At 40.2% G+C, this 25,999-nt stretch carries 27 protein-coding genes; 6 read left to right on the forward strand and 21 right to left on the reverse strand.

Annotated elements, in window-relative coordinates:
- Positions 1–11: 11 nt before the first annotated feature.
- Positions 12–968 carry a bifunctional oligoribonuclease/PAP phosphatase NrnA gene (locus C1A12_RS14225; protein ID WP_101844639.1) on the reverse strand — a complete coding sequence of 319 codons (957 nt, stop codon included), beginning with the start codon at positions 966–968 and terminating at the stop codon, positions 12–14.
- A gap of 132 nt (positions 969–1,100) precedes the next feature.
- Between C1A12_RS14225 and C1A12_RS14230 the strand changes: the two genes are divergently transcribed.
- Positions 1,101–1,400: a YtpI family protein gene (locus C1A12_RS14230; protein ID WP_101844641.1), complete on the forward strand. Its 300-nt coding sequence runs from the start codon at positions 1,101–1,103 to the stop codon at positions 1,398–1,400.
- Between the two features lie 442 nt (positions 1,401–1,842).
- Here C1A12_RS14230 and C1A12_RS14235 read toward each other — a convergent pair whose 3' ends face one another.
- The 9 genes from C1A12_RS14235 to C1A12_RS14275 all read right to left on the reverse strand — a co-directional run bounded on the left by C1A12_RS14235 (position 1,843) and on the right by C1A12_RS14275 (position 10,473).
- Positions 1,843–3,156 (reverse strand): DRTGG domain-containing protein, encoded by a 1,314-nt coding sequence (locus C1A12_RS14235; RefSeq protein WP_101844643.1) that lies wholly within the window; start codon positions 3,154–3,156, stop codon positions 1,843–1,845.
- Positions 3,157–3,616: 460 nt separating this feature from the next.
- The gene (locus C1A12_RS14240) at positions 3,617–4,297 is read right to left on the reverse strand and encodes a metal-dependent hydrolase (RefSeq protein ID WP_101844644.1); all 681 of its coding nucleotides are present in this window, start codon (positions 4,295–4,297) and stop codon (positions 3,617–3,619) included.
- A 23-nt stretch (positions 4,298–4,320) separates the two neighbouring features.
- On the reverse strand, positions 4,321–5,871 hold the full coding sequence (locus C1A12_RS14245; protein WP_101844646.1) for a polyamine aminopropyltransferase: 1,551 nt from the start codon (positions 5,869–5,871) through the stop codon (positions 4,321–4,323).
- Between the two features lie 78 nt (positions 5,872–5,949).
- A complete protein-coding gene (locus tag C1A12_RS14250; protein ID WP_101844647.1) occupies positions 5,950–6,345 on the reverse strand; it encodes a DUF350 domain-containing protein in 396 nt (131 codons plus the stop codon).
- A gap of 14 nt (positions 6,346–6,359) precedes the next feature.
- Positions 6,360–7,034 carry a DUF4247 domain-containing protein gene (locus tag C1A12_RS14255; RefSeq protein ID WP_101844649.1) on the reverse strand — a complete coding sequence of 225 codons (675 nt, stop codon included), beginning with the start codon at positions 7,032–7,034 and terminating at the stop codon, positions 6,360–6,362.
- A 69-nt stretch (positions 7,035–7,103) separates the two neighbouring features.
- Positions 7,104–7,772 carry a PspA/IM30 family protein gene (locus C1A12_RS14260; RefSeq protein ID WP_101844651.1) on the reverse strand — a complete coding sequence of 223 codons (669 nt, stop codon included), beginning with the start codon at positions 7,770–7,772 and terminating at the stop codon, positions 7,104–7,106.
- A gap of 16 nt (positions 7,773–7,788) precedes the next feature.
- On the reverse strand, positions 7,789–8,298 hold the full coding sequence (locus C1A12_RS14265; RefSeq protein ID WP_101844653.1) for a DUF4178 domain-containing protein: 510 nt from the start codon (positions 8,296–8,298) through the stop codon (positions 7,789–7,791).
- 126 nt (positions 8,299–8,424) lie between these two features.
- The gene (gene ald, locus C1A12_RS14270; protein WP_101844655.1) at positions 8,425–9,543 is read right to left on the reverse strand and encodes an alanine dehydrogenase; all 1,119 of its coding nucleotides are present in this window, start codon (positions 9,541–9,543) and stop codon (positions 8,425–8,427) included.
- 171 nt (positions 9,544–9,714) lie between these two features.
- Positions 9,715–10,473, reverse strand: a complete 759-nt coding sequence (locus tag C1A12_RS14275; protein ID WP_101844657.1) for an SDR family oxidoreductase — start codon at positions 10,471–10,473, stop codon at positions 9,715–9,717.
- 181 nt (positions 10,474–10,654) lie between these two features.
- Here C1A12_RS14275 and C1A12_RS14280 point away from each other — a divergent pair, with 181 nt between their 5' ends.
- On the forward strand, positions 10,655–11,104 hold the full coding sequence (locus C1A12_RS14280; RefSeq protein WP_101844659.1) for a universal stress protein: 450 nt from the start codon (positions 10,655–10,657) through the stop codon (positions 11,102–11,104).
- A gap of 128 nt (positions 11,105–11,232) precedes the next feature.
- On the opposite strand, the gene C1A12_RS14285 is transcribed toward C1A12_RS14280, so the two are convergent.
- The 4 genes from C1A12_RS14285 to C1A12_RS14300 form a co-directional block, all read right to left on the reverse strand.
- Positions 11,233–11,745, reverse strand: a complete 513-nt coding sequence (locus C1A12_RS14285) for a molybdenum cofactor biosynthesis protein B (protein WP_101844661.1) — start codon at positions 11,743–11,745, stop codon at positions 11,233–11,235.
- Between the two features lies 1 nt (position 11,746).
- Positions 11,747–12,580, reverse strand: a complete 834-nt coding sequence (locus tag C1A12_RS14290) for an EcsC family protein (RefSeq protein WP_373420471.1) — start codon at positions 12,578–12,580, stop codon at positions 11,747–11,749.
- Between the two features lie 143 nt (positions 12,581–12,723).
- Positions 12,724–13,911 carry an acetate kinase gene (locus C1A12_RS14295; protein WP_145997052.1) on the reverse strand — a complete coding sequence of 396 codons (1,188 nt, stop codon included), beginning with the start codon at positions 13,909–13,911 and terminating at the stop codon, positions 12,724–12,726.
- A gap of 121 nt (positions 13,912–14,032) precedes the next feature.
- Positions 14,033–15,025, reverse strand: coding sequence for a class I SAM-dependent methyltransferase (locus tag C1A12_RS14300; RefSeq protein ID WP_101844667.1), 993 nt, complete (start codon positions 15,023–15,025; stop codon positions 14,033–14,035).
- 224 nt (positions 15,026–15,249) lie between these two features.
- On the opposite strand from C1A12_RS14300, the gene C1A12_RS14305 reads away from it, so the two are divergent.
- Entirely contained in the window at positions 15,250–16,053 is an 804-nt protein-coding gene (locus tag C1A12_RS14305) for an NAD kinase (protein WP_101844669.1), read from the forward strand.
- 276 nt (positions 16,054–16,329) lie between these two features.
- Here the strand turns inward: C1A12_RS14305 and C1A12_RS14310 are convergent, their stop codons facing one another.
- The 5 genes from C1A12_RS14310 to ezrA all read right to left on the reverse strand — a co-directional run bounded on the left by C1A12_RS14310 (position 16,330) and on the right by ezrA (position 22,483).
- A complete protein-coding gene (locus tag C1A12_RS14310; RefSeq protein ID WP_101844671.1) occupies positions 16,330–17,919 on the reverse strand; it encodes an amidohydrolase in 1,590 nt (529 codons plus the stop codon).
- A gap of 60 nt (positions 17,920–17,979) precedes the next feature.
- Positions 17,980–19,185 (reverse strand): tRNA uracil 4-sulfurtransferase ThiI, encoded by a 1,206-nt coding sequence (gene thiI, locus C1A12_RS14315; RefSeq protein ID WP_101844673.1) that lies wholly within the window; start codon positions 19,183–19,185, stop codon positions 17,980–17,982.
- Positions 19,182–20,327: a cysteine desulfurase family protein gene (locus C1A12_RS14320; RefSeq protein WP_101844674.1), complete on the reverse strand. Its 1,146-nt coding sequence runs from the start codon at positions 20,325–20,327 to the stop codon at positions 19,182–19,184. The genes thiI and C1A12_RS14320 overlap by 4 nt, the downstream gene beginning before the upstream one ends.
- A gap of 122 nt (positions 20,328–20,449) precedes the next feature.
- Positions 20,450–20,779, reverse strand: coding sequence for a hypothetical protein (locus tag C1A12_RS14325; protein ID WP_101844675.1), 330 nt, complete (start codon positions 20,777–20,779; stop codon positions 20,450–20,452).
- A gap of 12 nt (positions 20,780–20,791) precedes the next feature.
- The gene (gene ezrA, locus C1A12_RS14330; protein WP_101844677.1) at positions 20,792–22,483 is read right to left on the reverse strand and encodes a septation ring formation regulator EzrA; all 1,692 of its coding nucleotides are present in this window, start codon (positions 22,481–22,483) and stop codon (positions 20,792–20,794) included.
- A 160-nt stretch (positions 22,484–22,643) separates the two neighbouring features.
- On the opposite strand from ezrA, the gene hisJ reads away from it, so the two are divergent.
- Complete coding sequence (gene hisJ, locus C1A12_RS14335) at positions 22,644–23,447, forward strand: histidinol-phosphatase HisJ (RefSeq protein WP_101844679.1); 804 nt, start codon at positions 22,644–22,646, stop codon at positions 23,445–23,447.
- Here hisJ and refZ read toward each other — a convergent pair.
- Positions 23,437–24,039 carry a forespore capture DNA-binding protein RefZ gene (gene refZ / locus C1A12_RS14340; RefSeq protein WP_101844681.1) on the reverse strand — a complete coding sequence of 201 codons (603 nt, stop codon included), beginning with the start codon at positions 24,037–24,039 and terminating at the stop codon, positions 23,437–23,439. The genes hisJ and refZ overlap by 11 nt on opposite strands.
- A gap of 123 nt (positions 24,040–24,162) precedes the next feature.
- Between refZ and C1A12_RS14345 the strand changes: the two genes are divergently transcribed.
- The gene (locus C1A12_RS14345) at positions 24,163–24,642 is read left to right on the forward strand and encodes a GAF domain-containing protein (RefSeq protein ID WP_101844683.1); all 480 of its coding nucleotides are present in this window, start codon (positions 24,163–24,165) and stop codon (positions 24,640–24,642) included.
- A 260-nt stretch (positions 24,643–24,902) separates the two neighbouring features.
- Positions 24,903–25,505, forward strand: coding sequence for a 30S ribosomal protein S4 (gene rpsD / locus C1A12_RS14350; protein WP_101844686.1), 603 nt, complete (start codon positions 24,903–24,905; stop codon positions 25,503–25,505).
- Positions 25,506–25,788: 283 nt separating this feature from the next.
- Here rpsD and C1A12_RS21130 read toward each other — a convergent pair whose 3' ends face one another.
- Complete coding sequence (locus C1A12_RS21130; RefSeq protein WP_159462196.1) at positions 25,789–25,953, reverse strand: hypothetical protein; 165 nt, start codon at positions 25,951–25,953, stop codon at positions 25,789–25,791.
- Positions 25,954–25,999 lie beyond the last annotated feature (46 nt).

The raw sequence follows: 25,999 nt of genomic DNA on the forward strand, positions 1-25,999 counted from the left end.
AGCTGAACTTTTTATTCAATCATATTTTTAAAAGCTTCACATACTTCCTTTAATTCTTTCGCAATTGCTTCAGTCTCTTCCCATGAATAAGCAGTTGCTCCTGCGGCCATTGGATGACCGCCCCCGTTGTGCTTCTCTGCAATTTTGTTGACTACAGGTCCCTTCGAGCGAAGGCGTACCCTGATTTCGTCCTCTTCTTCCACAAAATACGCCCAAGCCAAAATACCTTCTATATCACCAAGCAGTCCAACAATTGCACTAGTTTCTGTCGGAGAAACTCCATATTTATCCAATACTTCTGCAGGGAGACGAACGGTACTGTATCCCTCGGGATGGAGCGTAAAGTTATCTAACACATAACCTTTAAGTTTAGCTACCTTAACCGGTGTACGATACATTTGATCATACATTTCGGGTCTATTGAAATTAAAGCTTACAAGTTCAGATGCAGCTTGAAAGGTTTTCTCGGTCGTACTAGGAAACAAAAACCTCCCGGTGTCCCCGACAATTCCACTGTAAAGAAGCGATGCCGCTTTTTCATTTAACGCATAACCGTCTTTCTCTATTTCCTTATATAAGTAAAAGATCATCTCGGAAGTTGAGCTTGCTTCTGTATCAACCCAGCTGATGTCTCCATATGAATCCACAACCGGGTGGTGATCAATCTTAATCAGTTTATCTCCATTTTTAAAGCGCTGATCATCAATCCTTGGCTGGTTTGCCGTGTCACAAACAATAACGAGGGCACCTTCATATTCTTCATCTTTCACCTCGTCCATCGTTGCAAGAAACTGCAATGATGGTTCATTCTCCCCTACAATTCTCACCTTCTTCTCTGGAAAATTAAGCCGAATGAATTCAGCTGCACCAGCTTGAGATCCAAAGGCATCAGGATCAGGTCTCACGTGTCGATGAATGATAATTGTGTTATATTTTTTTATCGCTTCTATAATTTGCGCAATTGCCATTTGTACCAAACCTCTTTCTCATTAAATCTTCTTCTTATTATCCCATAAGTTATGATATTGAGGTAGCATAACGTAGAAAAACAAGCTACAATGAACATCGTACATTATTTCTAAATCAGGAGTCGATTTATTTTGATACTTTTCCCAACGATTATACTTATCTCTTTCGTTCTTTATATTTATTACAAAGTAATGGTATTAAAAACGAAAGATCCTTTGGCTCAGGAATACTTAAATAGTAAAGCAAGAATGGCCTTAGGTGTTTTCATATTTTTCTTTGCTGTTAACCAGTACCTGTTTTATGAAACAAGACTTTCTTTATTTGTCGGCATCGTATTTCTAATATTGGGTGTTTTACAATTCAGGCTCGGCTTTAAAGCAAGCAGACATTATCAGAACGAATACCAAAAGTTACGTGAAAAAAGCCGCTGATATATGATATACAGCGGTTTAGCTTGTGGAGAAACCCCTGTTTCTCCACAAGCTTTTTTCTTGCCGCCAGGAGCGAAAGCCCTTGCTTTTTTAGCGGACGAGCGCTCGGCGATCTCGGCTCACTCGTTCTTCCGCAGGAGTGGAAGGGGTCCCGCTCCTTAAAATTTCTTTTCATACAGAAAAAGACTCTCCTTCACCTGGCTCATCTTGAATAATTTATGGACAATCTTCTTCATGTTCGGGCAGGCAGTTGTCATCAACACTTGTTTCGAAAACATTTTCCTATCGGGGCGAGCGACATAAATCAGCCTATCCCGTTCTTTAGTGTACTGAAAGATAAATTTTAAGTAAAAATGTCAAAAATTAAGGCTGTCGAGAACTTTCTTGACAGCCTGAGCCTATACAGCGCCTTTTTTGTATTTGTGGTTGAAAGGCCGATTACTCAGCGGTCGATAAGCTGAGCCATAAGCAGCGCTTTTCCTACGACTGAATGTTCGTGGTAAACCTCTATATCCACTTTGGCTACTTTACGTCCCATCTCTAATAGCTGGGGCTTGATCTCAATATCACTTTCTAGTTGGACAGGCTTAATGAACAGGAGAGAAATATTCTCTACGACTAAGTTGCCTTTCTTATGTTTGCTTAAAAGCCTGCTTGAAGCTTCTGTAATTAGCGTCGTAAACACACCGTAGGACAAAGTACCAAGTTGATTTGTCATTTGCGGGGTGACGACCGTTCTTAACTTAAATTCATCTTCCTCTTCTTCACTTACCTCTAATTGGTTACTTACTAGATCATCAATTGTTTCCCCGATTTGCGGTTGACGCTGAAGGTTTTGAAGAGCTTTTATTACATCCTGTCTTGAAATAATACCTTGCAATTTGTGAGCCTGATCTACCACCGGCATAAGCTCTATACCTTCCCAAACCATCATGTGGGCAGCATTTGTAAGTGAGGTTCTCGTCTGAACCGTCATCGGGTTCTTAGTCATAACCTTTTCGATCCTCATCGAAGGGTCTTTATTTATAACATCCTTGGAAGTAACCATCCCTACTACTCTATTTTTTCCATCAACGACGGGGTAGCGGCTGTGATGGGTACGATCATTCAATTCATGCCATCTCTGTACGGAATCCTTCGTCGTTATAAAACTGGCTTCCTCAAAAGAAGTATAAATATCATCGACCAGAACAATTTCCTTTTTTATGAGTTGGTCGTAAATCGCCCTGTTGATCATCGTGGCTACTGTAAATGTATCATAGCTGGTAGAGATTACAGGGAGTTTCTTTTCATCGGCAAGCTTCTTTACTTTTTCGGATGTATCGAATCCTCCGGTAATCAAGACAGATGCTCCTTCTTTTACTGCAAGCTCGTGAGCATTTGTTCGGTTACCGACTATTAACAAAGAACCTGCTTCTGTGTAGCGCATCATAGCTTCAAGTTTCATGGCACCTACAACAAACTTATTTAACGTTTTGTGTAAACCTTCCCGCCCTCCTAGTACTTGTCCATCTACTACTTTAGTGATCTCTGCAAATGTAAGTCGTTCAATATTTTCTTTTTTCTTTTTTTCTATTCTAATTGTCCCTACACGTTCTATCGTACTAACCATGTCCTGGTTTTCCGCTTCTTTAATGGCACGGTAAGCGGTCCCTTCGCTTACGTTTAGTGCTTTTGCTATTCCTCTGACCGATATTTTGCTTCCTACCGACAGAGAATCAATATGATCTAAGATCTGTTCGTGCTTAGTAGCCAATAAGATCACCAATCTTTCTAACTGTACTATTATTTTTTGCTGTTATTGTTATTATACAAGTGATACAGTTAGACCGCAATCGCCCTTCAGTATGAAGCTGTTATCTTTTTCACATACTTTGAAATCTTTTCTTATGCTGGAGGGCTGTGAGACGCTTTCGTATTTGATTTACTAAGCAAGCCTACTCATCACCGAGATCCTTTCATGGGGGCAAATGTCAGGGAGTCGAAGTCATTGGGAAAGGAATAATATATTACTCAAAAATAAGCATAAAAAAGTCCACGATTCCGTTCGTGAACTCAAGGATATTTTGTATTAATTTATTGTACGCGCTGCATTACATATTAAAGGGAAGGGGTGATTCTGCTTCCCCGGCTGTCTTGCAAAAACACCAGCACGAGTAAAAATGCTTGTGGAGAAAACTAGAGCTTTTCTCCACAAGCTAACGATAAAAAACCTCTTATAGTTCTATGGCTTCTCCGGGTTCTAATGCTTTCCCTTTCCCAGGAGTGACCTTATCCGCAAAACCAGGACCGTCCTGTTCGATCAACTCAAAGGTGTTATAGTGAATCGGAACCACCTGTTTCGCTTTGACCCATTTTGCTGCCAGCAAAGCATCATCAGGACCCATCGTGAAATTATCTCCAATTGGAACAAAAGCAAGATCAATTGAATTCTGTTCTCCAATCATTTTTAAGTCACTAAATAACCCGGTGTCACCCATGTGATAGATGGTTTTACCGTCAATTGTTAATAATATTCCTGTAGGCATGCCGGTATATATAATGGTACCGTCTTCCTCTGTAAAAGAAGATCCGTGAAAGGCCTGGGTAAATTTAACTGTGCCAAAATCAAAACTATGGCTGCCTCCAATATACATTGGATGTGCATTTAAGCCTTTGTTTCCAAGATACGAAGCAAGTTCGAATGGAGCTACAATTTGGGAATTACAGCGTTGTGCAATATCTACCGTATCTCCTACGTGATCGTTATGCCCATGAGTAAGAAGGATGACATCAGCGTGAACTTTCTCCGCATCTAAATCTGTATTTCCATTTTCTGAAATGTAAGGATCGATCAAGATTGTTTTCCCATTAGCTTCAACTTTTACTACAGAATGTCCATGAAAAGAGACTTTCACTCTACCACTCCTTAACGAATAAATTAATAGTCCTGCCAAGCCTGTTCATATTTTTGAATTAAATTTGGATGTATTAAAGTGTTCGGTTCTAATGAGACAGACTCGCCACCACGATTTACAATTTCCCTATCTTCATCTTTTCCAAACACCGTCATTGATTGAAGAAGCTCATTAGTTAAGAATTCTGTGTCCTGAGTAATATTAAGGTCCTCTACTGATATATCCCTTCTGCTCGCCATAATAAATCCCCAATTCCCAAAACTCGGAATGTCGACGTGAAAATTTTCGACGTTCAACCCAGTATCTCTAATGGTTTCATCAATCGTCCAATAGACTTCTCTTGCAAATAAAGGGCTGGTAGCCTGAATCATAGAAGCGCCTTCCGGGGCAAGGTGGTTCCTGACCAGAGAGTAGAACTCCCGGGTATAAAGCTTATTTAGGCTCTCGTTGTTCGGATCAGGGAGGTCTACAATAATCACATCAAATATGCTGTCAGCTTCTTCTAAAAACTTAAATGCATCTTCATTTCTCACTCGTACCCGCTCATCTTCGAGGGCATTTTCATTTAATTGTACCAAATGAGGGTTAGATGCGGCCAGTTCGGTAACTGCAGGATCCAGGTCCACGAGAGTCACCTGGTCTACCTCCGAATATTTTAATACTTCTTTGGCTGCAACTCCGTCTCCCCCTCCTAGTATTAAAACATTCTCTTTTGTTTCAGCAGCTTCCATGGGCGGGTGTACTAAAGTCTCGTGATACCTGTGTTCATCCCTGGAACTAAACTGTAGAGATCCGTCTAAAAACAGCCGGGTATCTTCATCTTCTCGAGTAAGAATGATTTTCTGATAAGCACTCTCTTCACTATGAATAATAGGATCTTTATACAACTTCTGCTCAAAAGAAAAAGCTACTTCTTCTCCAAAGAACAGTCCTGCTATAAGCAGAACTCCTATAAAGGCTGCTGCCGAGGTATGAAGCGAAACCCGTTTAATCTCTCTTCGAAATAAGTAGAGCACTGCCACTGCAACTGCTAAATTAATGCAGGCAACGAAAAAAGCACTTTTAACCATTCCCATTTGAGGACGCAGATAGAAAGCAAATAACAAACCGCCAATTAACCCGCCGGCATAATCTGAAAATAACACCCTGGCTGTACTCCGGCTTAGTTCTACTCCGATCTCATTCGCTTTACGAATCAGAATAGGAAGTTCCAATCCTGTAAGCGCTCCGATAATGAAAGTGACGAGGTATAAAAAAAGAGCATCCGTTCCGCCGGGAGCAAAAGCAGTCATCCCGAACATCGTAAAGCTTGAGAACCCTCCAATTAGTGCCACCATAAATTCAATCCAAATAAAGGTCACAATAAGACTCTTCATCACTTTTTCACTAACGCTTGCTCCAATCCCCATTCCTGTCAGGAAAAGACTGATGGTGATTGTATACTGCTTTACTCCGTCACCCAGGATATAAGATCCCAGCGCTCCAAATAACACTTCAAATATTATTCCACAAATGGAAACAATTCCTGAAGCCCAATAAATCAAGCGGCTTTTTTTTATTCCTTCTGTATCCATGCAGGCTCACTCCGATGCTGTAAATCCATTAAAAAGCCACTATGGACGTAATCATAGCGGCATAGTTCTAACGGTTTGTTATGTAATAGAAGCTCCAATAACAAAAGCCAGCCCAATCGACACTCCCATCGATATAATCCCGACAGCCGTATTGTTAGCTTTTAACTGTGATTCTACAGAGAACTTTCTTGTAAATAACTCAAACAATAAATACGCAGCCATTTGAAGAACTACTCCACAAGCCCCCCAAAGAAGAGTATCCCAAATGGTAAAGCTGTGGTAAATGGCAAACGATAAAATGATACAGATACCGATAATCTTTCCGGCAATAGACATCGCAATCGCCTGATTGCCTGCTTTCACTTCTTCCCAGTCATTGTACTGTCTCGTTAACTGTTCAAAAATCAACAGACCGATCACAACAACTATAACACCAATTGCAAAGTAACCTATTGTAGCTAATAAGGGTTCCACATTAATTCCTCCTTTTATTTTCCTGTTCCAGGACCGCCGCCTCGATTTGATGAACCTCTAAACGAGCCGGATGAATCCGAATTTGAGCCCCCATACATAGAGTAGCCGCCATAACAGTCCCCCCCGGACTGACACCTGGATTGTCTTCGCTCAGCCCAGTCATTTGAACCCAACATTCTGTTTAACAGTGAATAAGCGAGCAGCCCCTGAAAGAAGTTAGGCGAGTAATTGTTACGGACAAATTCATCACTTGATAATTCGATAAGTATTAATCCTGGCTCTTCTTCACTTTCTTGGAGAATCACAAATTCATCAGGATAAATAAGGACTTGCTTACCTTCTTCGCGATCACTCACTTCTTCAGGTTCGATTTTTCGTTCGAGTTCCTCCGCAACTTCCGGAAGGGTCAATTCTTGTGTCATAAATATTTCGGAATTGCCTTCATCTGTTTCTACTGTATCCAGCAGCGGGAAGCTGTCACTGAGCAGCTGGCGAACCGATCCAGCTTCTGATTGTTCAATTGAATCCAATATTTCACTTCGCGGCGGTTCACTAGGTAATTCTTCATATGTATCTTCTGCATTAGAACCTGACATTCCTCTTGTTCCATCTCCAAAAGAACCAAATGAATTATAGGCTATAACGATTGCTATGATAACAACAATAAATAGGCCTGCGTAATCCTTCAACCTCTTGTCCTCCCTTCTTTAAAAAATGAGATGTGCCTGAACGAATGTCAGGCACAATGTTTAAGCAGTTTATTTATTTAACTTTTTCTTAAGTGATGCTAATTCATCGTCCACGCTGTCGTTCTTATCTAATTCATCGAATTCATCGTCAAGTGAACGGTTAGATTTAGACAGATCCTCGCTTGTTTCTGCTTCAGCTTCGTACTGCATAACACGTTCTTCCATACGGTCAAAGCCTTGACGGGATTCATCGCTGCCGATATTTGACATCGTTCTGTTCATTTTCGTACGCGTTTGAGCCGATTCAGCTCTTGCTTTAAGAGAATCTTTCTTCAGCTTCATTTCCTGATATTCTTTTTTCATTTCATCCAATTTCTTACGAAGGTTTGCAGAATCTTGTTCTGCACGTTCGTAAGAAGCTTTTAACTGATCAGCCTGCTCCTGCTGGTTATTCTTATCTTCAAGAGCTCTGCGCGCTAAATCGTCATTCCCTGCTTCAATTGCCTTTTCTGCCTGCTTCATTCTTTTATCAGATAAGGCCTGAGCATCATCATATTTACGCTTAAGCATTTTTTCGTTAGCAATTTGTTTAGCTACTGCAGTTTCTGCCTCACGAATATCATTTTCCATGTCACGCATAAACTGCTCCAGCATTTTCACTGGATCTTCAGCCTTATCCAACATAGAATTCAACTCACTGCTCACGACAGTTTTCACACGATTAAAAAATTTAAACATTTATATTCCTCCTTAATTAGTTTGAACCTGCAATGATTTTTAGTTCATACTCTTCAATATCAAACCCGTAACTAACTTCCACTTCACTTCCCCACGACTCTAACGACAAGTAAGTTTCTTCATCACCTGAGATATACTCTGCATAGCGAATCGTTTGGCCGTTAACATTCTGGCTCCGGCCTTCTCCGACTACATTCGCTTCGCCCTCCTCGTCTTTGTGATAAGTCGTATGTTCGTACTCAATTTTATCAGGAAATGAATTCATCGGCAGCTTTATCGTCTCATAGATTCCCAGTTCCAACTCGTCATCCATTTCTGCTGCCAGCCACTTAACGTTTCTTCCTTCTAACAATTGATATGAAAACCACTCATAGCCTCCATCACGATAGGTGATTTTACCTACTACTTCATAATCCACAAGATCATACGTAATGATATCTCCAATTTGTAAATTTAATGCATTTCGTTCTTTTACTTCCTGCTGATCTTTTTGCTGTTTAGAGAACAGTCTGGAAAAAAAGCCCATGCCATCACCTCTCCCTCACCAGTAACCCTGTGTAATTGTATTTACGAACAAGAATTAAATTTGTTTCACTTTTTCTCTATTTTATCAAAAAAAACAGCAGAACGTTAGTCCTGCCGTTTGTGCTGGTTATTTCTCTAGTAATTCCTTTGCATCTGCATACTCAATTCCATGGGCTTCTGCAACAGCCTGATAAGTAACAAATCCATTTAATGTATTAATCCCTTTATATAATGCTTCGTTCTCAAGGCATGCTTTTTTGAATCCCTTATTTGCTAACTGTAATGCATACGGCACCGTCACGTTGGTAAGTCCAATGGTCGATGTTCTTGGAACTGCACCAGGCATATTAGCTACTGAATAATGAAGAACTCCATGCTTTTCGTAAGTTGGATTATCATGAGTCGTAATCCGGTCTGTGGTTTCAAATATACCTCCCTGATCGATCGCTACATCGACTATAACAGATCCTTCAGGCATATCCTTCACCATTTCTTCCGTAACGATCTTAGGAGCTTTAGCCCCTGGAATAAGCACCGCTCCAATTACAAGGTCTGTGCCTCTTAAGGCTTCATGTATGTTTAAGGGATTGGACATTAAGGTATTGATTTCTTTCCCGAATATATCATCCAACTGACGCAGTCTCTCTGGATTTAAATCAATAATGGTTACGTCCGCTCCAAGGCCGACAGCTATTTTAGCAGCATTAGTGCCTACTACTCCGCCTCCGAGAACCGTTACTTTCCCACGACTGACACCTGGGATCCCTGCTAGTAACACTCCACGGCCGCCGTGTGTTTTTTCCAGTACCTGAGCCCCAATTTGTGAAGCCATCCTGCCTGCCACTTCACTCATAGGTGTCAGCAGTGGAAGCGATCCATTAGCTGCTTGGACGGTTTCATAAGCCACTGCTACCACTTTCCGATCCACAAGAGCCTTTGTCAATTCAGGTTCAGGAGCTAAATGTAAATAAGTAAATAAAATGAGCCCTTCATAAAAGTAATCATATTCTTCAGGTAATGGTTCTTTTACTTTCATAACCATTTCCTGCCTCCAGGCTTCCTGAGCTGTTTCTACAATTTTTGCACCAGCTTCAATATACTGCTCATCTGTAAAGCCTGAGCCCAGTCCTGCACCTTTTTGAAGAAATACTTCATGTCCTGCTCCAACTAAGCTGACCACGCCTGCCGGAGTCATTGCTACTCTGTTTTCATTGTTCTTAACTTCCGTAGGTACACCAATCTTCACAGCAATACAACCTCCCAGTTCCTATGCAGTTTTGTCCAAAACTTTCCTGTCCGATTCCACTATAACACCTAATAAAAGACGTGAATAGTCGAATTCTTTGTAAGCCTTTTCATTGTATCAAACCTATAGATGAATCCCCACACATAAACTAATAATAAGAATATTCAATTATTAACGATATCTGTTTATAACATCCAAGCCCCCGGTTACTTCATAAATTGTGCCCGTTATCATATCCGAATCCTCCTGACAAAGAAACATAATCGTACGTGCAATGTCCTCACCTGTGCCTGGCCGACCAACCGGAGTGGTTTGATCATTTTTTTCGCGGCTTTCTCTTATGGATGCTTCTTTCATCTCACCTGTAATATTTCCAGGGCAGATCATATTTGAAGTAATGCCATATTCAGCTTCTTCAAAGGCTATACTCTTTGTTAAAGAGACGAGTCCTACCTTCGCTGCAGCAAATGCAGAGCGATAAATCCATCCTGACGCAGAACCCGCTCCTTGAAATCCATAATTAATTATACGGCCGAATCTCTGCTGCCTCATATAAGGTACAGCTAATTTAAGAAGATGGAAACATGCGTCTAGATTGCCACGAACCATCGCATCCCATTCATCAGTCGTATAATCCATCAGTTTTTTCCTCTCAAATATATAAGGTCCTGCATTATTTATTAAATAATCAATCCGACCAAATTTTTCTATCGTGTTATGAACAAGATTTTCCAGATGATTTGGATTTCTTACATCTACCTGTATTACTTGTATACGGTCTTTGCTATCCGCATACTGCTGAAGAAGATCGTCTACTTTCGATCGATCCGTTAAGTACGTCACAGTTACTGAATGTCCTGCATCAAGAAACTGTTCGGTTACTTTTCTGCCCAGCCCCTTCGTTCCGGCAGTAATGATTGCGTGTCTCACATTCCAGTCCTCCTTCTGCAAACCACTAGATACATTAACTTTACTATAAGTGATTATGTATTTTCACAAAAAACGCTTAACCCTCCTGCTTTCCATTCTTCATGAAAAAGTAAAATTCACCCACTGTGAAATGGTGCAGTCATGATATAATAAAGGTAACTAAAGGAAGGGAGCGTTCACAATGACATTTGAATACAAAAACATAGTTGTGGCTGTCGACGGATCTGAAACAGCGGAGGTCGCTTTTAAGAAAGCAATTGATATCGCAAACAGAAATGACGCTCAGCTGGTTTTGTCACATGTTGTTGATACAAGAGCTTTTTCAACTGTAGAAGCTTATGATCGTTCACTTGCTGTTCGAGCCGAGAAGTATGCCAAGGAACTTCTTGAAGACTATCAACGGAAAGCCGAAGCTGCAGGTGTAAAAAATGTAACCGTAGATATCGAATATGGTTCCCCTAAAGTTAAAATAGCGAAAGACGTGGCCCCCAAATTCAAAGCGGATTTAATTATATGCGGCGCTACCGGGCTGAATCTGATGGAACGCTTTTTTATCGGCAGTGTTTCCGAACACATCACAAGATATGCTAATTGCGATGTACTTGTAGTTAGAGAATCCATGTCTAATTAGGTTTAAATGAAAGTAGACATTTTTATCTCTTAAATCATGACCCCTTTTCACTTAACACCACTGTTCCATTTTAAAATTCCTATAAAAGCAAAACAACTCCCGCCCGGTAGTGGAGGGAGTTGTCTTGCTTACAAATCTTTTTTTATTTCTCGGACGACGTGGGGGATTTCAGGAATAATTAATTTACTCATAGCTAGCTTTACCGCTCCGCTTGATCCCGGTATTGAGAAAACCGCGGTGTTCTCAGCCACACCAGCAGCCGCCCTTGATAAAATGGCTGCAGAACCTATATCTTCTGTATAGCTTAACATTCTGAATAATTCTCCAAAACCCGGGATCTCTTTATCAAATAACGGTGTGACCGTTTCAATCGTGACGTCTCGTTTAGCAATTCCTGTTCCTCCATTCGTTAGGATCACATCGACGTCTTCTCTTTCCATCCCGTGACGAACAGCCGCTTTTATTTTTAGTGTATCATCCTTAACGATGAAATGATCTATTATGACATGATTCTCCTTCATCAGCATATCGGCTATATAATTTCCGCTTTTGTCTGTTTCTTTCGTACGCGTATCGCTTACAGTAATAATCACACACCTAATGGTGGATGGTGCTTCTTTTTTATGCTGTTTGACTGACATACTACATCCCCTCCTGCTCAATAAGATGCCGATACTGATAGAATTTCGTTGCAAATTGAGATATCTTTTTTGTTAAGTTGTAATTAGATTGTGCTCCTATCGCTACGCTCACTAACGGTATACCTTGAATAAGCTTTTTTCTAAACATCAGGATAAATAATGTCTTATACGCCTGTTTGAGCGGCTGTTCCATCCATTGTACTCCGGTTAGTTCATCGCCCCCTTCATAAATATAAGAGGATGTATGATTTCTCACATCATTTATAAGTTTCTCCCACGCAGCTCCCTGCAAGCGAGCCGGCAAGGTTGCAGCGTGAAAAACTTTTAACGATATCATCATTTCAGAAGGATGGTTCATCTCATGACCATAAGTAAGCCCGACTAATTGAATTGCACGCAAATTCATCCCTACCATTAAAGGAAAGTCCAGCCCTAAAAGAAACAGCCCTCCGGTACCTGTGAGTCCACCCTGAGCGAATGAATATAACCGGCTTCTCGCAGTTTGTTGATCAGCTATGTACGTTAATTGATCAACATTGAGCTTTTTCATATCTTTTATTTCTTCAATATCTTCATTAAATATTCGACCTGTACTCAAGATACGCTCTCTAGCTTCCATTTGAAAGTTAGTACCCTGCAGGAATGCATGTGTATGAAACAGCCAGTCATCAAGCCTGGAAAAAAAGCCTGCTTTAAAACCCGGGCTTACCTGCTGGAAAGCATCCTGAAGCCAATTTGCGTAAATCATTTCAAAATCATTCGCTTCATAGCTTAATTGTTTTTCTTCCCACTTTTTTATCTGCTCAAAAACTTGGTGTGAAGACAAGCATACCACCCCTTCGTCTGTGACTATTAAGTCTATTGTATCCATAATATGAAAGTTTGAAAAATAAGTGAGTAAGCCACCTATTAGATAAAAAAATGCTTGTAGAAGAAACAAGAGTTTCTCTACAAGCTGAGCAGATCAATTATTAATGATTAAAGTCCTTTTTCCACTGTATCACGTGCAATCATAACTTCTTCATTTGTAGGAATAATCATGACTTTAACAGGGGAGTGAGGATAGTTAACGAAAGCTTCTTTTCCACGTACCTGATTCAATGCTGGATCCCAGTAAACACCCATGAACTCAAGACCCTTAAGGACTCTTTCACGGATGGAGGTACTATTTTCACCTACACCAGCCGTGAATATGATTCCGTCAATCCCGTGCATGCGGGAAGCATAGGAACCGATATATTTGTGGATACGCGCTGCAAATACTTCAAGAGCGAGTTCAGCCCGTTCATCTCCTTCGTTAGCTTTTTCTTCAATATCACGCAAGTCGCTAGAAAAGCCGGATAATGCGAGCATTCCACTTTCTTTGTTTAATACATTCATAACTTCTTGAGCAGATTTACCTGTTTTTTCCATAATAAATGGAATTAAAGCAGGGTCAATATTACCGGAACGCGTCCCCATTGTCACTCCAGCAAGAGGCGTAAAGCCCATAGACGTATCGATTGATTTTCCACCTTCAATTGCAGCAATACTTGCCCCATTCCCTAAATGACAGGAAAGCAACCGCAATTGCTCTAGCGGGCGTCCAAGCATTTCTGATGCACGCTCAGATACATATTTATGAGACGTTCCATGGAAACCATATTTACGAATACCATACTCTTCGTAGTATTCATACGGAAGACTGTACAAATAAGATTGTTCAGGCATGGTCTGATGAAAAGCAGTATCAAAAATGGCCACGTGAGGAACATTTGGCAAAACTTCACGGAATGCACGAATACCTGTTAAGTTAGCTGGATTATGAAGCGGAGCTAAGTCAGACACATCTTCAATTTCCTCAATGACGTCATCTGTAATTAATACTGACTCACTAAACTTCTCTCCTCCATGAACGACACGGTGACCAACACCATCAATCTCTTCGAGAGATTCTATAACACCGTGAGCTGTTAGTTTTTCCAACAGCATTTTGACAGCTACCGCATGATCTTCTATATCAGTAACTGTTTTATCTTTTTCTTCATTGAATTCAATAGTAAAAACAGAATCCTGTATACCAATTCGTTCAATTAGTCCTTTAGTTACAACCGTTTCTTCAGGCATTTCAATCAATTGAAATTTAAGTGAAGAACTTCCGGCATTAATTGCAAGAATATTATTCAACGTTGTCATCCCCTTAAATATAGGTTCGCTTCTTTCTACCACTACCATTTAATCACCGGCAACTCTCGATTTCAAGGCGGAAAATAATTGATAACGTTTACTTGTTATATTTTTTATTTTCTCACAATTTACCCGTTTTATAGTCTTCAAACCATTGGTTCATTTGTGACAATATATTAGCCATAGCATCCGGACTCTTAAACGAAGGTAACTTTGCAAGTAATGCTTGTTTCGGAGGCTTCGAGCCCTTGCCTTTTTTCTGAAGAATTAAAATGCTCTTTCCATGCTTTTCATCTTTAAAGAGCGAGTCTGAAAGCTGAAGCATACCAACGATATGGGCATGCTCTCTTAGAAATTCATTTAGAGATTGAGACTGATCACTGTCAAATAAAAAGTTCGGTACTATAAACATTAGAAACCCTTCCTCATTTGTGTAATTTAAGCTTTGCTCAATTAACAAATGGTGAGCGTAGGAATGCCCCTCGTTCGACTTTAGCCGGTAAGCAGACGCCTGGGTATCATCAGGATAATAACCAACCGGCAGATCACCGATAACAAAATCGACAGGTTCCATAAGAAACGGCCGTAAACTATCCTGGTGAAAGAATTCTATTTCATTCTTCTGAAGGTTTGCATTGGCTACCGCAAGCTGGATCAATGTTTGATCAACTTCACTCCCATAGGCTTTCACATTAGTCTCCAGTTGATTCATTACAGAGGTAATTAAATTCCCTGTCCCTGCAACGGGATCGAATAGCTTAACTTCCTCTTTTCCTTCTACCAATTTTGAGGCAATATAACCCATGAACATGGCGACAGAATCAGGAGTAATTAAATGCTGTTGTTGTGTAGCTCCTTTCATCCCTTTTAAAATAGCCAGCTGCACAGCTTTCCTTTTTTCTTCTTTTTTGAAGCTCTCTTTATTAATTTTTACCAGCTGATTCGTAAGCTTCTTTTGCAGATCGTCTTCTAAATCATCAAACGGCTGACCGTGAAACAGAGTATCCAACGTTTCCGCTAAAGCTTCTAAATAAGTAACATTTAAATCCTTTTCTACTATCGTTGATGTATTATCAATCCATTCAAAGAGTGTTTCAACGTTTTCCTGGTTCATTGTGTTCCTCCATTCCATATAAAAAGACGCTATTGTTCATAACAACAAGCGTCTCTACTCAAACGTCCATTCTATCTTTAACAATACCGAATATATATAATTACTTCAACATTCAACTATATGAGACACAGTTTGATTTGTCCAACCAAACGGCCTACGGCTATCTATTCCATGAATGAAATGATAAAATACAACCATGATATCGATATACAGGAGGTTTTGAAATGTCAAATGATCGCAGAAACTTATTTTTTTACTATCAGCCTAATGATCAATTAAATGAAAAGTTAAAACCTTTATTCGAATTAGCGAAAGACAATAATTTTGAAATAGTTGAAGAAGCCAAAGATGCAAATATTATCATTTCTGTGGGCGGCGACGGTACATTTCTGCAAGCTGTCCGCAAGACGGGATTCCGCCAGGATTGTTTATATGTAGGAATTCGAAACGAAGATGAAGCGGGACTGTACTGTGATTTTAACTTAAACAACTTCAATGAAATGGTTGACTCCATGATGAATGCAGAATTAGAAGTAAGACGGTTCCCTGTGATTGAGGCAACTGTTAATGATGAATACAGCTTCTTATGTCTAAATGAGTGCAGCGTACGCTCTACCTTAATCAAATCAATTGTTATAGACGTAGTAATTGATGATATTCCTTTTGAGACGTTTCGAGGAGATGGGTTAATCGTTGCTACCCCTACGGGAAGTACAGGCTATAACAAATCAACCAAAGGTGCGGTAGTGGACCCTAAGATTCCTTGTTTTCAAGTAAGTGAACTGGCTTCTTTAAACAATAATCGTTATCGTACACTCGGCTCCTCATTTATTTTAGGTTCTGAACGAACTTTAAAACTCAAAGTGATACAAGACGGAAATGACTTTCCTATCATTGGTATGGACAATGAAGCTCACTCCATTAGAAATATTCGGGATGTTACCGTGCGACTGAGCGATAAGCAGGTAAAAACTGTCAAGCTTAAAAACAATTCATATTGGGAGCGTGTCCAACGTACTTTCTTATAATGAACTCCAGGATATTACACTTTCGTTTGTGAGAGAAGAAAAAATGAAAACAGCCAGCCGTAGACAGGCTGGCTGTTTATAGCTTGTGGAGAAATCCCTGTTTTTCCGCAAGCTTTTTTCTTGCCGCCAGGAACGAAGGCCCCTTTCCTTTTTAGCGGACGAGCGCCCGAGCTTTCGCAGGAGTGGAAGGGGCCTCGCTCCTTGGAATTTCATCAAGATAGAAAAAGACTCTTCTTCACCTAGCCCACCCTTGCTAGTTTTGTCCCAGTCGTTTAATTAAAACCTCTGATACATTATCTCCCCGTCCACTACGGTCATTGAGACCGTAGCTTCTGCAAGCTCGTGCGGCTTTAGCTGAAATAAATCGCGGTCGAGTATGGTAAAGTCTGCTTTATAACCTCTGGAAATCAACCCTTGTGAGCCTTCTTTTCCAATAGCATAAGCACTCCCTTTTGTATATAAAGAAATCGCTTCAAAAATAGAAAGCCTTTCTTCTGTCTGGTAGGATTCATTATTATAGCTTGCCCGGCGGTCAACAGCAGCACGTATGCCCAACAAAGGATTAATCTCTTCAATTGGTGCATCAGACCCTCCCGCACACACGATCCCCGCTTCTAACAGTGTTTTCCATGAATATGACGTTTTTAACCGTACATGTCCTAAACGCTCGATTACCCATGGAAAATCAGAAGCAACAAAAGTTGGCTGAATATCCAAAATAATATTTAGTTCTTGCAGCCTATCAATTAAAGAAGGGTTTAAGATCTGAGCATGGATAAGTCTGTCTCTTTCACCAGATTTCAAAGGATGAGCTTCAATGACATTAATTACTGCTTCTGCCGCTGCATCCCCTATCGCATGGACAGCAACAGGCATTTTATTTTTTCTGGCTTTCACAACGAGCTTCTCCAGCTCCTTTTCTGAATGAATAGCTACCCCTCTGTTTCCCCGGTCATCTGCATAATCATTCATAAGCCATGCCGTCCTCCCGCCAAGAGCACCATCGGCGAATATTTTCATGGCTCCAAGTTCTACAAATTCATTTCCCTTTTTAAACCCTAGTCCCTCGTTCACCATATCTTCAATCACTCCGTGGTGAACAAGTAAATGGGCTCTGAATTTAATGTGGTTTCCATCAATTACTTCATTAAAAGCATCTAACGTTTTTTTAAATCCTCCATAATAGTTTAAGTCCTCGCTGTGACCGCCTACCAACCCAAATGCGTGCATGTCCCTAACCGCTAATTCCGCTGCCTTATTCAAGTACTCTGGCGTAACTTCCGGCATTGCCTGTTTAATCAAATCCTGAGCTTGATCCAGAAAATAACCAGAGGGCGTTTGATCTTCATCCTTTACAACCACACCGCCTTGAGGATCATTTGTTTCGGCCGTCACTCCTGCAAGATCCATGGCTTTTGTATTAGCAAGCAGGGCATGCCGGCAAACCCTTGTAAGCATCATCGGATGGTCCTCGGATATGCGGTCTAATTCTTCTCTATGTATCACACGTTTGTCTTCCCATTGGTTCTCATTCCATCCGTCTCCAATAATCCATTCCCCGGGGTTGAGCTGTTCAGCATGTTGACGGAGCGCCTGAAGAACTTGTTCTGCTGACTTCATAAACGAGAGATCCAGTCTCATTAAACGTTCACCATGCCCGATAATATGAAGATGACTATCTGTAAAACCTGGATACATTACGGCTCCTTTAAGGTCGTGTTCCTCGTTAATCTCTTCTTTATACCGGGCATATAAATCCTGTGTATTTCCAACAGCCTCAATATTCCCCCGTGCTGTAATCACAGCTTCCACCCAGTCTCCTTCTTTCTCCATTGTATAAATTTTACCGCCATACCAGAGTTCCATTAGTCCTGCTCCTTTCTTTTATGCAAACTCCCGGCATTCATTCTGCCAGGAGTCCTACAGCTAAAATAAATCCTCAAATTCGTTTTCTACTTTTTCATCAGCTTTTATTTCAACAATCTGCGTACCATTTACTGCATGATTGATTTCTTCTGTAAAATCTACATTTGATTCATAATAATTAGCATTTGTTCTAGTGGGCTTAGTCTTTGGTGCCTTAGGTACAAAAATTGTACAGCAGTCTTCATACGGCAGTGTCGAGATGGTATACGTGTTAATTTTTTTTGAGATATCTATAATGTCTAGCTTGTCCATTGCAGCAAGTGGACGAAGGATTGGAAAGTTTGTAACCTCGTTAATCGTATTCATGCTTTCCATAGTCTGGCTGGCCACCTGGCCCAAGCTTTCTCCTGTGGTCATTGAAAGTATTCCTCTCGCTTCCGCAATCTTTTCACTTATCCGCATCATCATGCGACGCATCACCGTCATACTGTACCCTTCAGGGATTTGCTGATGAATTTTTTGCTGAAGCTCAGTAAAAGGCACAACATGCACATTAATGCGATGACCATACTTCGCAAGTTCCCGTGTTAAGTCGAATACCTTCTGTTTTGCGCGCTCACTTGTAAATGGAGGAGAATGGAAGTGAATAGCTTCGAGCTGTACACCTCTTTTCATCATCAAGTAACCTGCCACTGGACTATCAATCCCTCCGGATAATAACAATAATGACTGTCCTGAAGTTCCAACCGGAAAACCGCCAGCACCAGGATAATCCTGAGCAGTGATGTATGCAGCATCATTTCGAACTTCTATCTTAATTTCTACGTCAGGCTGGTGAACATCTACAGTCACTCCTTCGGTATGAGCAAGAATATGGCCTCCTACTCTATAGTTTAAGTCTTGAGAACCAATCGGGAAACTTTTATCCGCTCTTCTAGAAGAAACCTTAAATGTACCAGCCTCCGGGTCATCCTGAAAAGCGTATAAAGCAGCATCCTTGATTGCCTGTTCCTCCTTTTCTACCTTTACTGCAAAAGAGAGGGTGTGTATGCCAAAGACTTTCTGACATTCCTGCATAACTTTATGTGGATCTTCTCCATTCAATAACACATACATTCGATCTCTTTGCTTTCTCACTCGGGTGTGTTTAAATTGCTGACTTAGTTTTTTAATGAGATTATCTTGTAGCTTACGTTCAAAGTATTTCCGGTTTTTACCTTTGATTGCCATTTCCCCATAGCGAATTAGAATAGAATCGAAATTCATGATTTATCTCCTTTACCTTTTAAATAGGCCACTGTTCGTTTAAAACTTTTTATAAATGCATCTGCTTCTGAACGATTATTTTGATAAGACAGACTTATTCTAAGTGCTGAGACCATAACTTCCTCAGAAACCCCGCAGGCCTGCAGGACGGCGCTTCGGTCCGGGTGCTTAGAAGAACATGCAGATTTTGTTGAGATGTAGATCTCATCCTCCGCCAGTGCATGAACCATAACTTCCGGCTTTATCCCCGGCACTGACAAATTTAATATATGAGGTGCCCCATCTTCAGGAGAATTAATAACTACTCCATCTAACTGTTGGAGCTTTGTAAATAAGTAATTTCGAAGATTTCTCAATTCATTTACTTCCTCATTTTGTTTGATGTTGATTAATTGTAATGCCTTACTAAATGCGATCATCCCTGGAAGATTTTCAGTACCTGACCTGAGGTTCATTTCATGTCCACCACCATGAAAAAGCGGAAATAATTTGATACCTTCTCTTACGAATAACACTCCTGTTCCTTTAAATCCATGAATTTTATGGCCCGAAACAGTGAACAAATCTACTTTTGCTTTTTTTAATGACAAAGGTGTCTTCCCCTGCCCCTGCACATGGTCTACATGGAAATATGCTTTCGGAAAACGGGAAGTGATGTCGGCAATTTCTTTAATCGGCTGTATCGTTCCTAATTCATTGTTAACTGACATTATACTAATAAGGATGGTGTCTTTTCTAATTTCTTTCTCGATTTCTACAGGATCTACGTATCCATGACGGTCTACTTCGACATAGGTTACTTCAAAACCTAACTGCTCTAGACCCTTAAACGCTTCAATGACTGAGGGATGCTCTACACTTGAAGTAATTATATGCCTTCCCCTCGTTTGATGTTGAAGAGCTATTCCTTTAATAGCCAGGTTGTTCCCCTCCGTCCCCCCGGAGGTAAAAATAATTTCACGTTCTTTTACTTCCATCTGCTCCGCAATCTTTTTTCTGGTTTGAATCATTAACCTTTCTGCCTCTGCACCTAACGCGTGCGGAGAGGAAGGGTTAGCAAAATATCGACCAGATGCCTTTTGAAAAACTTCAAGAACTTCCGGGTATGGCTTTGTAGTTGCACTGTTATCAAAATAAATCATTTCCGTAACTCCTTTAATCATTACATAGCAATCCAATATCTTATCACAATGTGATTAAATACGTCTAACTTGTACAATAAAAGCTAGTATTCCCTTAAGAATACTAGCCTCATTTAATAGTATTATTCAGATTGTGTTATATCTAAGGCTTCTAAAAGAGTGTCTATACTCATCTTGCCGTCCTCGCTCATGTCAGCTGCCCAATCCGCTTTTATAACCTGACTGCCAATAACAGTATCGGCCTTTTCCTTTTTATTCTTTTCCTGTGCAGCTTCCATAGAATCAAAATTACTGGAGACACCAACCGATCTGCGTTCAGAAAATGCAGGGGAATGAGCTGAACTATGACCGCTGCTGTTCATTCCTTTATCAACAGTAAAGAAAAGAATGAGCGTGGTTGTCCATATAAGAACAGCACTTCCACCTAAAAGGTATAATATTATTTTCTTCATAGGGCGGGCACCTTATACAAGAACCTCTTCTTTATCTTCAATCCTGTTAACTGCACCAGGATCCACTTCTTCTATAGCTGCGGAAGCTCGTTCTAACGCTTCCTCATATTTGTAAGATCTGAAATCATTTTCAGCTTCCATTAATTTGGCAGCCACCAGTGGGTATTTACTGCGATAACGGTTTCCATACTGAATAACTCGTTCAGCCATATAGGCCTGATGCAGAAGTTTCTTCGCTTGCTCGTTCACTTCTTCTGTCTGAGCTACGGCCGCCTCCAATTTGTCATTTACCACATTCATATCTAGAGGTTGTTTCTCTAGACTTTCAAAAACGTCCTCAATGTTCTGACTGGCCTGCTGCATTCCTTCAAAAAACAAAGTTGGAATGCCAGGAAGATTACTTCGTTTTAACCTTCGATCGGTGTCATTTATGAGTTGTTCCATTTCAGAAAGTTTGGATTTTGCTTCCAGTTCATCACTACGCAAATTCTGAATCCTTTCGCTAAAGAGCTGATGACTTCCTTTAAGGTCTTCAAGTTCTGACATCATTCCATCCAGGTCATCTCGCAGTACAGTATAGGATGTTTGATTATCACTTAATTTCCTTTCAAAACTTAGATACTTTTTCTTCAACTGAGTCATTTTCTGAACAATATTCCTGTGGACTTCTGCGTCTTCACCCTCCATTTGATAAGTCATCTGCAGATCCTCTAATTCATTGTTCGTAGCTTCCATCACTGATTCTAATTCTTCTAACAAACTTTTTAAAGATGGATGCTGCTGATCAACATAACTGTGGGCTAAAGCTTCTTTTTCGAGCGTTTGGTACATTTCCTGGATGCGCGGTTCGATTTCTTCAATCAGGTCCTGAACCCCTTCTTGGTTCCCCTTCTCCAATTGCTCTGCATTCGCGCTTAATTGTTCTTTGTAGTTTTCAATCTCAGTCTGAAACCCTAAATACTGAACACGATATCCTTCTTCATCCATCTCTTTAATACCGCTGAGAAGTTCATCAAGCTGCTCCGGGATCTCTTTATTCGTTTTCTTAAAGCGGTCCGGAAAAAGATTAACTTCTTCATTTAGCATTTCAAGTTTTTCTCTAATTATTTTTACAAGCTCACTCGCTTCGAGGTAATCACCTTGTGTAACCAGTTCTTCATATTCTTCTAAGTCTGCTTCGAGCCCTTTCATACGCTGTTCGAAAACTTCTGCTGCTTTTCCATATTGATGCCGGCTATGTAAAAGTGTTCTTTTCAGCTCTTTTAATTCAGGCACAATAGCTTCAATCTCCATGCGGCTGCTCTTCTCAGAATCGAGAAGCATTTCCAACTCCTCAAGCATTTTGGAAATATCTTCTTCGGTACTTTGTAGTTTTTGTTCTGTATGGTTTAGTACCTTTCTAACTTTAGTCAGGCGGTACCGATCGGCAGCTTCTTCTGCATCGAATAAATCTTCTTCTAAGTCAGGAAGTTCTTTCGTAAGAATTTCATCCCATCGATTACGCCAGGATTCGAACCTTTCCTGGGTCTCTCCAGAGAGGTTGAGTGCTTTCACTCGAGACAACTCATCCGACACATTGCGATGCATAATATCCATCTTCCAGCCTTCGAGTCTATCAACTTCATCGTACACTTTTTTACGCCAAATTAATCCAACGATAATCAGAGCAATTAATACCAAAATGCCCCCAATAACGTACCTCATAGACAGCCTCCTTACAATATCAACAATGGGAAGAACTATATCGTCCAAAATTAAAATTAGTTGTCTATTATGATACCATGAGAGAGACCTATTTGGCTAAAATATTTCAAATAAATTATTAGAATGACAATAAATTCAAGTACGAAAGGAGAACATCGTCATGAACGACGGTCATATCCATACACCCTATTGCCCACACGGTTCCAGCGAGCCCTTGAAATCTTACGTCGAAAGGGCTATCTCACACGGTTATACCTCAATCACATTTACAGAACACGCACCTTTGCCGGAAAAATTCATTGACCCTGTACCTGACCAGGACAGTGCAATGAAGACGGAGGACGTGGAAGATTACATCAGGGAAATTACTCAGCTAAAGAAGACCTTCTCAAATGAGATTGACATTCGTTTAGGGTTTGAAGTGGACTATATTAACGGGTATGAAAGGGATACTGAAGACTTCCTTAATCATTACGGACCGTATATGGATGACAGCATTCTCTCTGTTCATTTTTTAAAGCCTCAAAAGCAATGGTATTGTATTGACTTCAGCGCGGACATGTTCAAAATGGCAATGGAAGATGCAGGTTCAATCCATAATCTATATCAACTTTACTTTGATACACTAGAGAAATCTGCCCTAGCAGACTTAGGAAATCATAAGCCATTAAGAATCGGTCATATGACTTTAATTAAAAAGTTTCAGTTATTATACGATCCCCCGGCAGATTGGCACAATAGAGCTGCTTCATTTTTAGACATAGTTAAGAAGCAAGGAATGACCCTTGACTATAATGGGGCGGGGACACAAAAAGAGTACTGTTTAGAATCTTATCCGCCTCAGACAATCGCACGCCTTGCTTCTTCTAAGGGTATTCAATTAATTTATGGTTCTGATGCTCACCACCCTGCCGGATTAAATCAGGGGCTGGATAAAATAGAGCAGAGCCTTATCACGAGGTAACCGCTTTCATCGAAAATGCATCTTGTTTTTTCATCAATTCTGCATACGTTTGAATAAAATGATGGACTGATTCCTCAGATAAATAAAGACCCTCGAATTCCTGAGGCATCATGTGAGGCACATTTAACATGCCTTTAAACTGTAAAAGACACAACTTCTCTCGATAGGAAAGTTCTAATTTAGTATGCTTATTAAACAAGATCTGAGCCAACAAATGATTTTCCTTGGCAAGATAAGTTACGAGCATCTCTTTAGCAAAGATCGTATTTAAAGAAAGCTCGCGGTAAACCAAACAAGATAGTTGATAATGAACCTGTTTATAATGTAAAATTCCCTTAATCAATTGTTGGAGATCTGTGTCTGATTGAGCTTTCGCTTCATGCTCAATCATTTCCAGGTAAGGCTCAAAATATTGAATGGCTAAAGATTCAAATAAGCCTTGCTTACTTTTAAAGTAATAGTGAATTAAAGAAACATTGACTTTCGCTTTCTTTGCAATATCGCGGACAGAAGTACCGTTAAACCCATTACTATAAAACAAACTACAAGAAACATCCAACACTCGCTGCCTTGTATTCATTTCACGGTTCATATTTTGGATTCCTCCCTAATAGGAGAATTCGCTTTTTTTAACACAATTCCTTTAAAAATCGTCCACCAATTCCCGACAACAGCCTGCGTGTTTTGTCGAATGTATAACGAGGAGGTTCTATTTATGTTTCAATCTACACAATATAAAGGTACGAAAGAAGAACAATATCAATTATTAATTAAACAACTAGATGCTCTGCTTGATGGGGAATCTGATGAAATTGCCAACTTATCAAATGCCTCTGCTTTATTAAACCAATTCTTAGAGGATGTTAATTGGGTAGGCTTTTATGTGTGGAAGCAGGACGAGCTAGTGCTTGGTCCATTTCAGGGGCTCCCCGCCTGTGTGAGAATTCCTTCCGGAAAGGGCGTGTGCGGCACGGCTGTCGCTGAAGCCAAAACTCAACGGATTGAAGATGTTCATGCTTTCCCAGGACACATTGCCTGTGATGCTGCAAGTCAGTCAGAGATCGTCGTACCCTTATTTAAAAATGGTGAAATTTACGGCGTGTTAGACATTGACAGTCCTTCCATTGGACGATTTGATGAAATCGATGAAGAGTTTTTAACCCAATTTGCAAAAACTCTTGAGAAACATATTTAATAAAAAAAACGAGCAGACAGCTGCTCGTTTTTTATTAACCCTTGACTTTTCTTCCTAAATTCTTATATAATAGCCTTTGTGTAAAATAAATGGCAGCCTATGTGGAACCGGCGACTGTCTTCATTTTATTCCTCAATTATGAGGTGCATCGTGTAACTCTCTGCTGCTGGAGCGATGGTGCATGAAAATAAAATGTGCAGCGTTCTCAGGAACACACTGTTTTTATTTTATGCAAAATAAAATAAAAGGAGGAAATACCTATGGCACGTTACACAGGATCAACCTGGAAAAAATCACGTCGTTATGGCATTTCTTTAAGCGGAACTGGTAAGGAACTGGACAAGCGCCCTTACGCTCCTGGACAACACGGTCCAAATCAACGTAAAAAACTATCTGAATTCGGACTTCAGCTTCAAGAGAAGCAGAAGCTTCGTTTTATGTACGGTTTGACTGAACGTCAATTCCGTCGTCTATTTGAAGAAGCAGGTAACATGAAAGGGATCCACGGTGAGAACTTCATGATTCTTCTTGAATCTCGTCTGGATAACCTTGTTTACCGTTTAGGTTTGGCTCGTACGCGCGCACAGGCTCGTCAGCTGGTTAACCACGGTCACGTTACTGTAGATGGTGGTCGTGTAGACATTCCATCTTACCGTGTAAAGCCTGGTCAAACAATCGGTCTTCGCGAAAAATCTCAAAATCTGGATATCGTACAAGAAGCTGTTGAAGTAAACAACTTCGTACCAGAATATCTTACTTTTGATGAAGAAAAACGTGAAGGTTCTTACTCTCGTTACCCTGAGCGTTCTGAACTTCCTGCCGAAATCAACGAAGCTCTTATCGTTGAATTCTACTCTCGTTAATAGAGTTAGAATGTATATTGTAGCAGTAAAAGCCTTAGAAATGTTGTTAATTCAACTTTTCTGGGCTTTTTTTATATTTAAGTATCTTTGAAAAAGAGAGTATATAATTAATTCAATCTGGGGAAATCTGGGGTTGATTATTAATCCGTGGACAGCTCGGCCTTTACACTAATTTATTATTCATGTTTCGTTAGCGTAGCATATAATTTATATGTGGATATGTTAACGATAATTGAAACAAACCAAACAATTATAATGCAGTAATGAATGGCTAATAGTTAACCTATTTATCTCCTTTACTTATGAATACCCCGGCGGCCATCACAATAGCACCCAAAGCTAGTGATGCTATACAAATATTTGTGATAACAGGCTCTAAATCATTTATTTTAGATACCCAATATACCAATGCTGACAAGATCATTAAAATCAAACCTACCCATTTCATTAAATCACCCCTTAACAAACCTTAGCTTGAATTTAATGTGTGAAAT

The sequence above is a fragment of the Halobacillus sp. Marseille-P3879 genome, assembly GCF_900240285.1.
Taxonomy (GTDB): Bacteria; Bacillota; Bacilli; order Bacillales; family Halobacillaceae; genus Halobacillus_A.

Coding starts and splice junctions, on each gene's coding strand:
- C1A12_RS14225 (WP_101844639.1), bottom strand. CDS start 968: ATGGCAATTGCGCAAATTATAGAAGCGATAAAAAAATATAACACAATT.
- C1A12_RS14245 (WP_101844646.1), bottom strand. CDS start 5,871: ATGGATACAGAAGGAATAAAAAAAAGCCGCTTGATTTATTGGGCTTCA.
- C1A12_RS14260 (WP_101844651.1), bottom strand. CDS start 7,772: ATGTTTAAATTTTTTAATCGTGTGAAAACTGTCGTGAGCAGTGAGTTG.
- C1A12_RS14265 (WP_101844653.1), bottom strand. CDS start 8,298: ATGGGCTTTTTTTCCAGACTGTTCTCTAAACAGCAAAAAGATCAGCAG.
- C1A12_RS14280 (WP_101844659.1), top strand. CDS start 10,655: ATGACATTTGAATACAAAAACATAGTTGTGGCTGTCGACGGATCTGAA.
- C1A12_RS14285 (WP_101844661.1), bottom strand. CDS start 11,745: ATGTCAGTCAAACAGCATAAAAAAGAAGCACCATCCACCATTAGGTGT.
- C1A12_RS14300 (WP_101844667.1), bottom strand. CDS start 15,025: ATGAACCAGGAAAACGTTGAAACACTCTTTGAATGGATTGATAATACA.
- C1A12_RS14305 (WP_101844669.1), top strand. CDS start 15,250: ATGTCAAATGATCGCAGAAACTTATTTTTTTACTATCAGCCTAATGAT.
- C1A12_RS14310 (WP_101844671.1), bottom strand. CDS start 17,919: ATGGAACTCTGGTATGGCGGTAAAATTTATACAATGGAGAAAGAAGGA.
- thiI (WP_101844673.1), bottom strand. CDS start 19,185: ATGAATTTCGATTCTATTCTAATTCGCTATGGGGAAATGGCAATCAAA.
- C1A12_RS14320 (WP_101844674.1), bottom strand. CDS start 20,327: ATGATTTATTTTGATAACAGTGCAACTACAAAGCCATACCCGGAAGTT.
- C1A12_RS14325 (WP_101844675.1), bottom strand. CDS start 20,779: ATGAAGAAAATAATATTATACCTTTTAGGTGGAAGTGCTGTTCTTATA.
- ezrA (WP_101844677.1), bottom strand. CDS start 22,483: ATGAGGTACGTTATTGGGGGCATTTTGGTATTAATTGCTCTGATTATC.
- hisJ (WP_101844679.1), top strand. CDS start 22,644: ATGAACGACGGTCATATCCATACACCCTATTGCCCACACGGTTCCAGC.
- refZ (WP_101844681.1), bottom strand. CDS start 24,039: ATGAACCGTGAAATGAATACAAGGCAGCGAGTGTTGGATGTTTCTTGT.
- C1A12_RS14345 (WP_101844683.1), top strand. CDS start 24,163: ATGTTTCAATCTACACAATATAAAGGTACGAAAGAAGAACAATATCAA.
- rpsD (WP_101844686.1), top strand. CDS start 24,903: ATGGCACGTTACACAGGATCAACCTGGAAAAAATCACGTCGTTATGGC.
- C1A12_RS21130 (WP_159462196.1), bottom strand. CDS start 25,953: ATGAAATGGGTAGGTTTGATTTTAATGATCTTGTCAGCATTGGTATAT.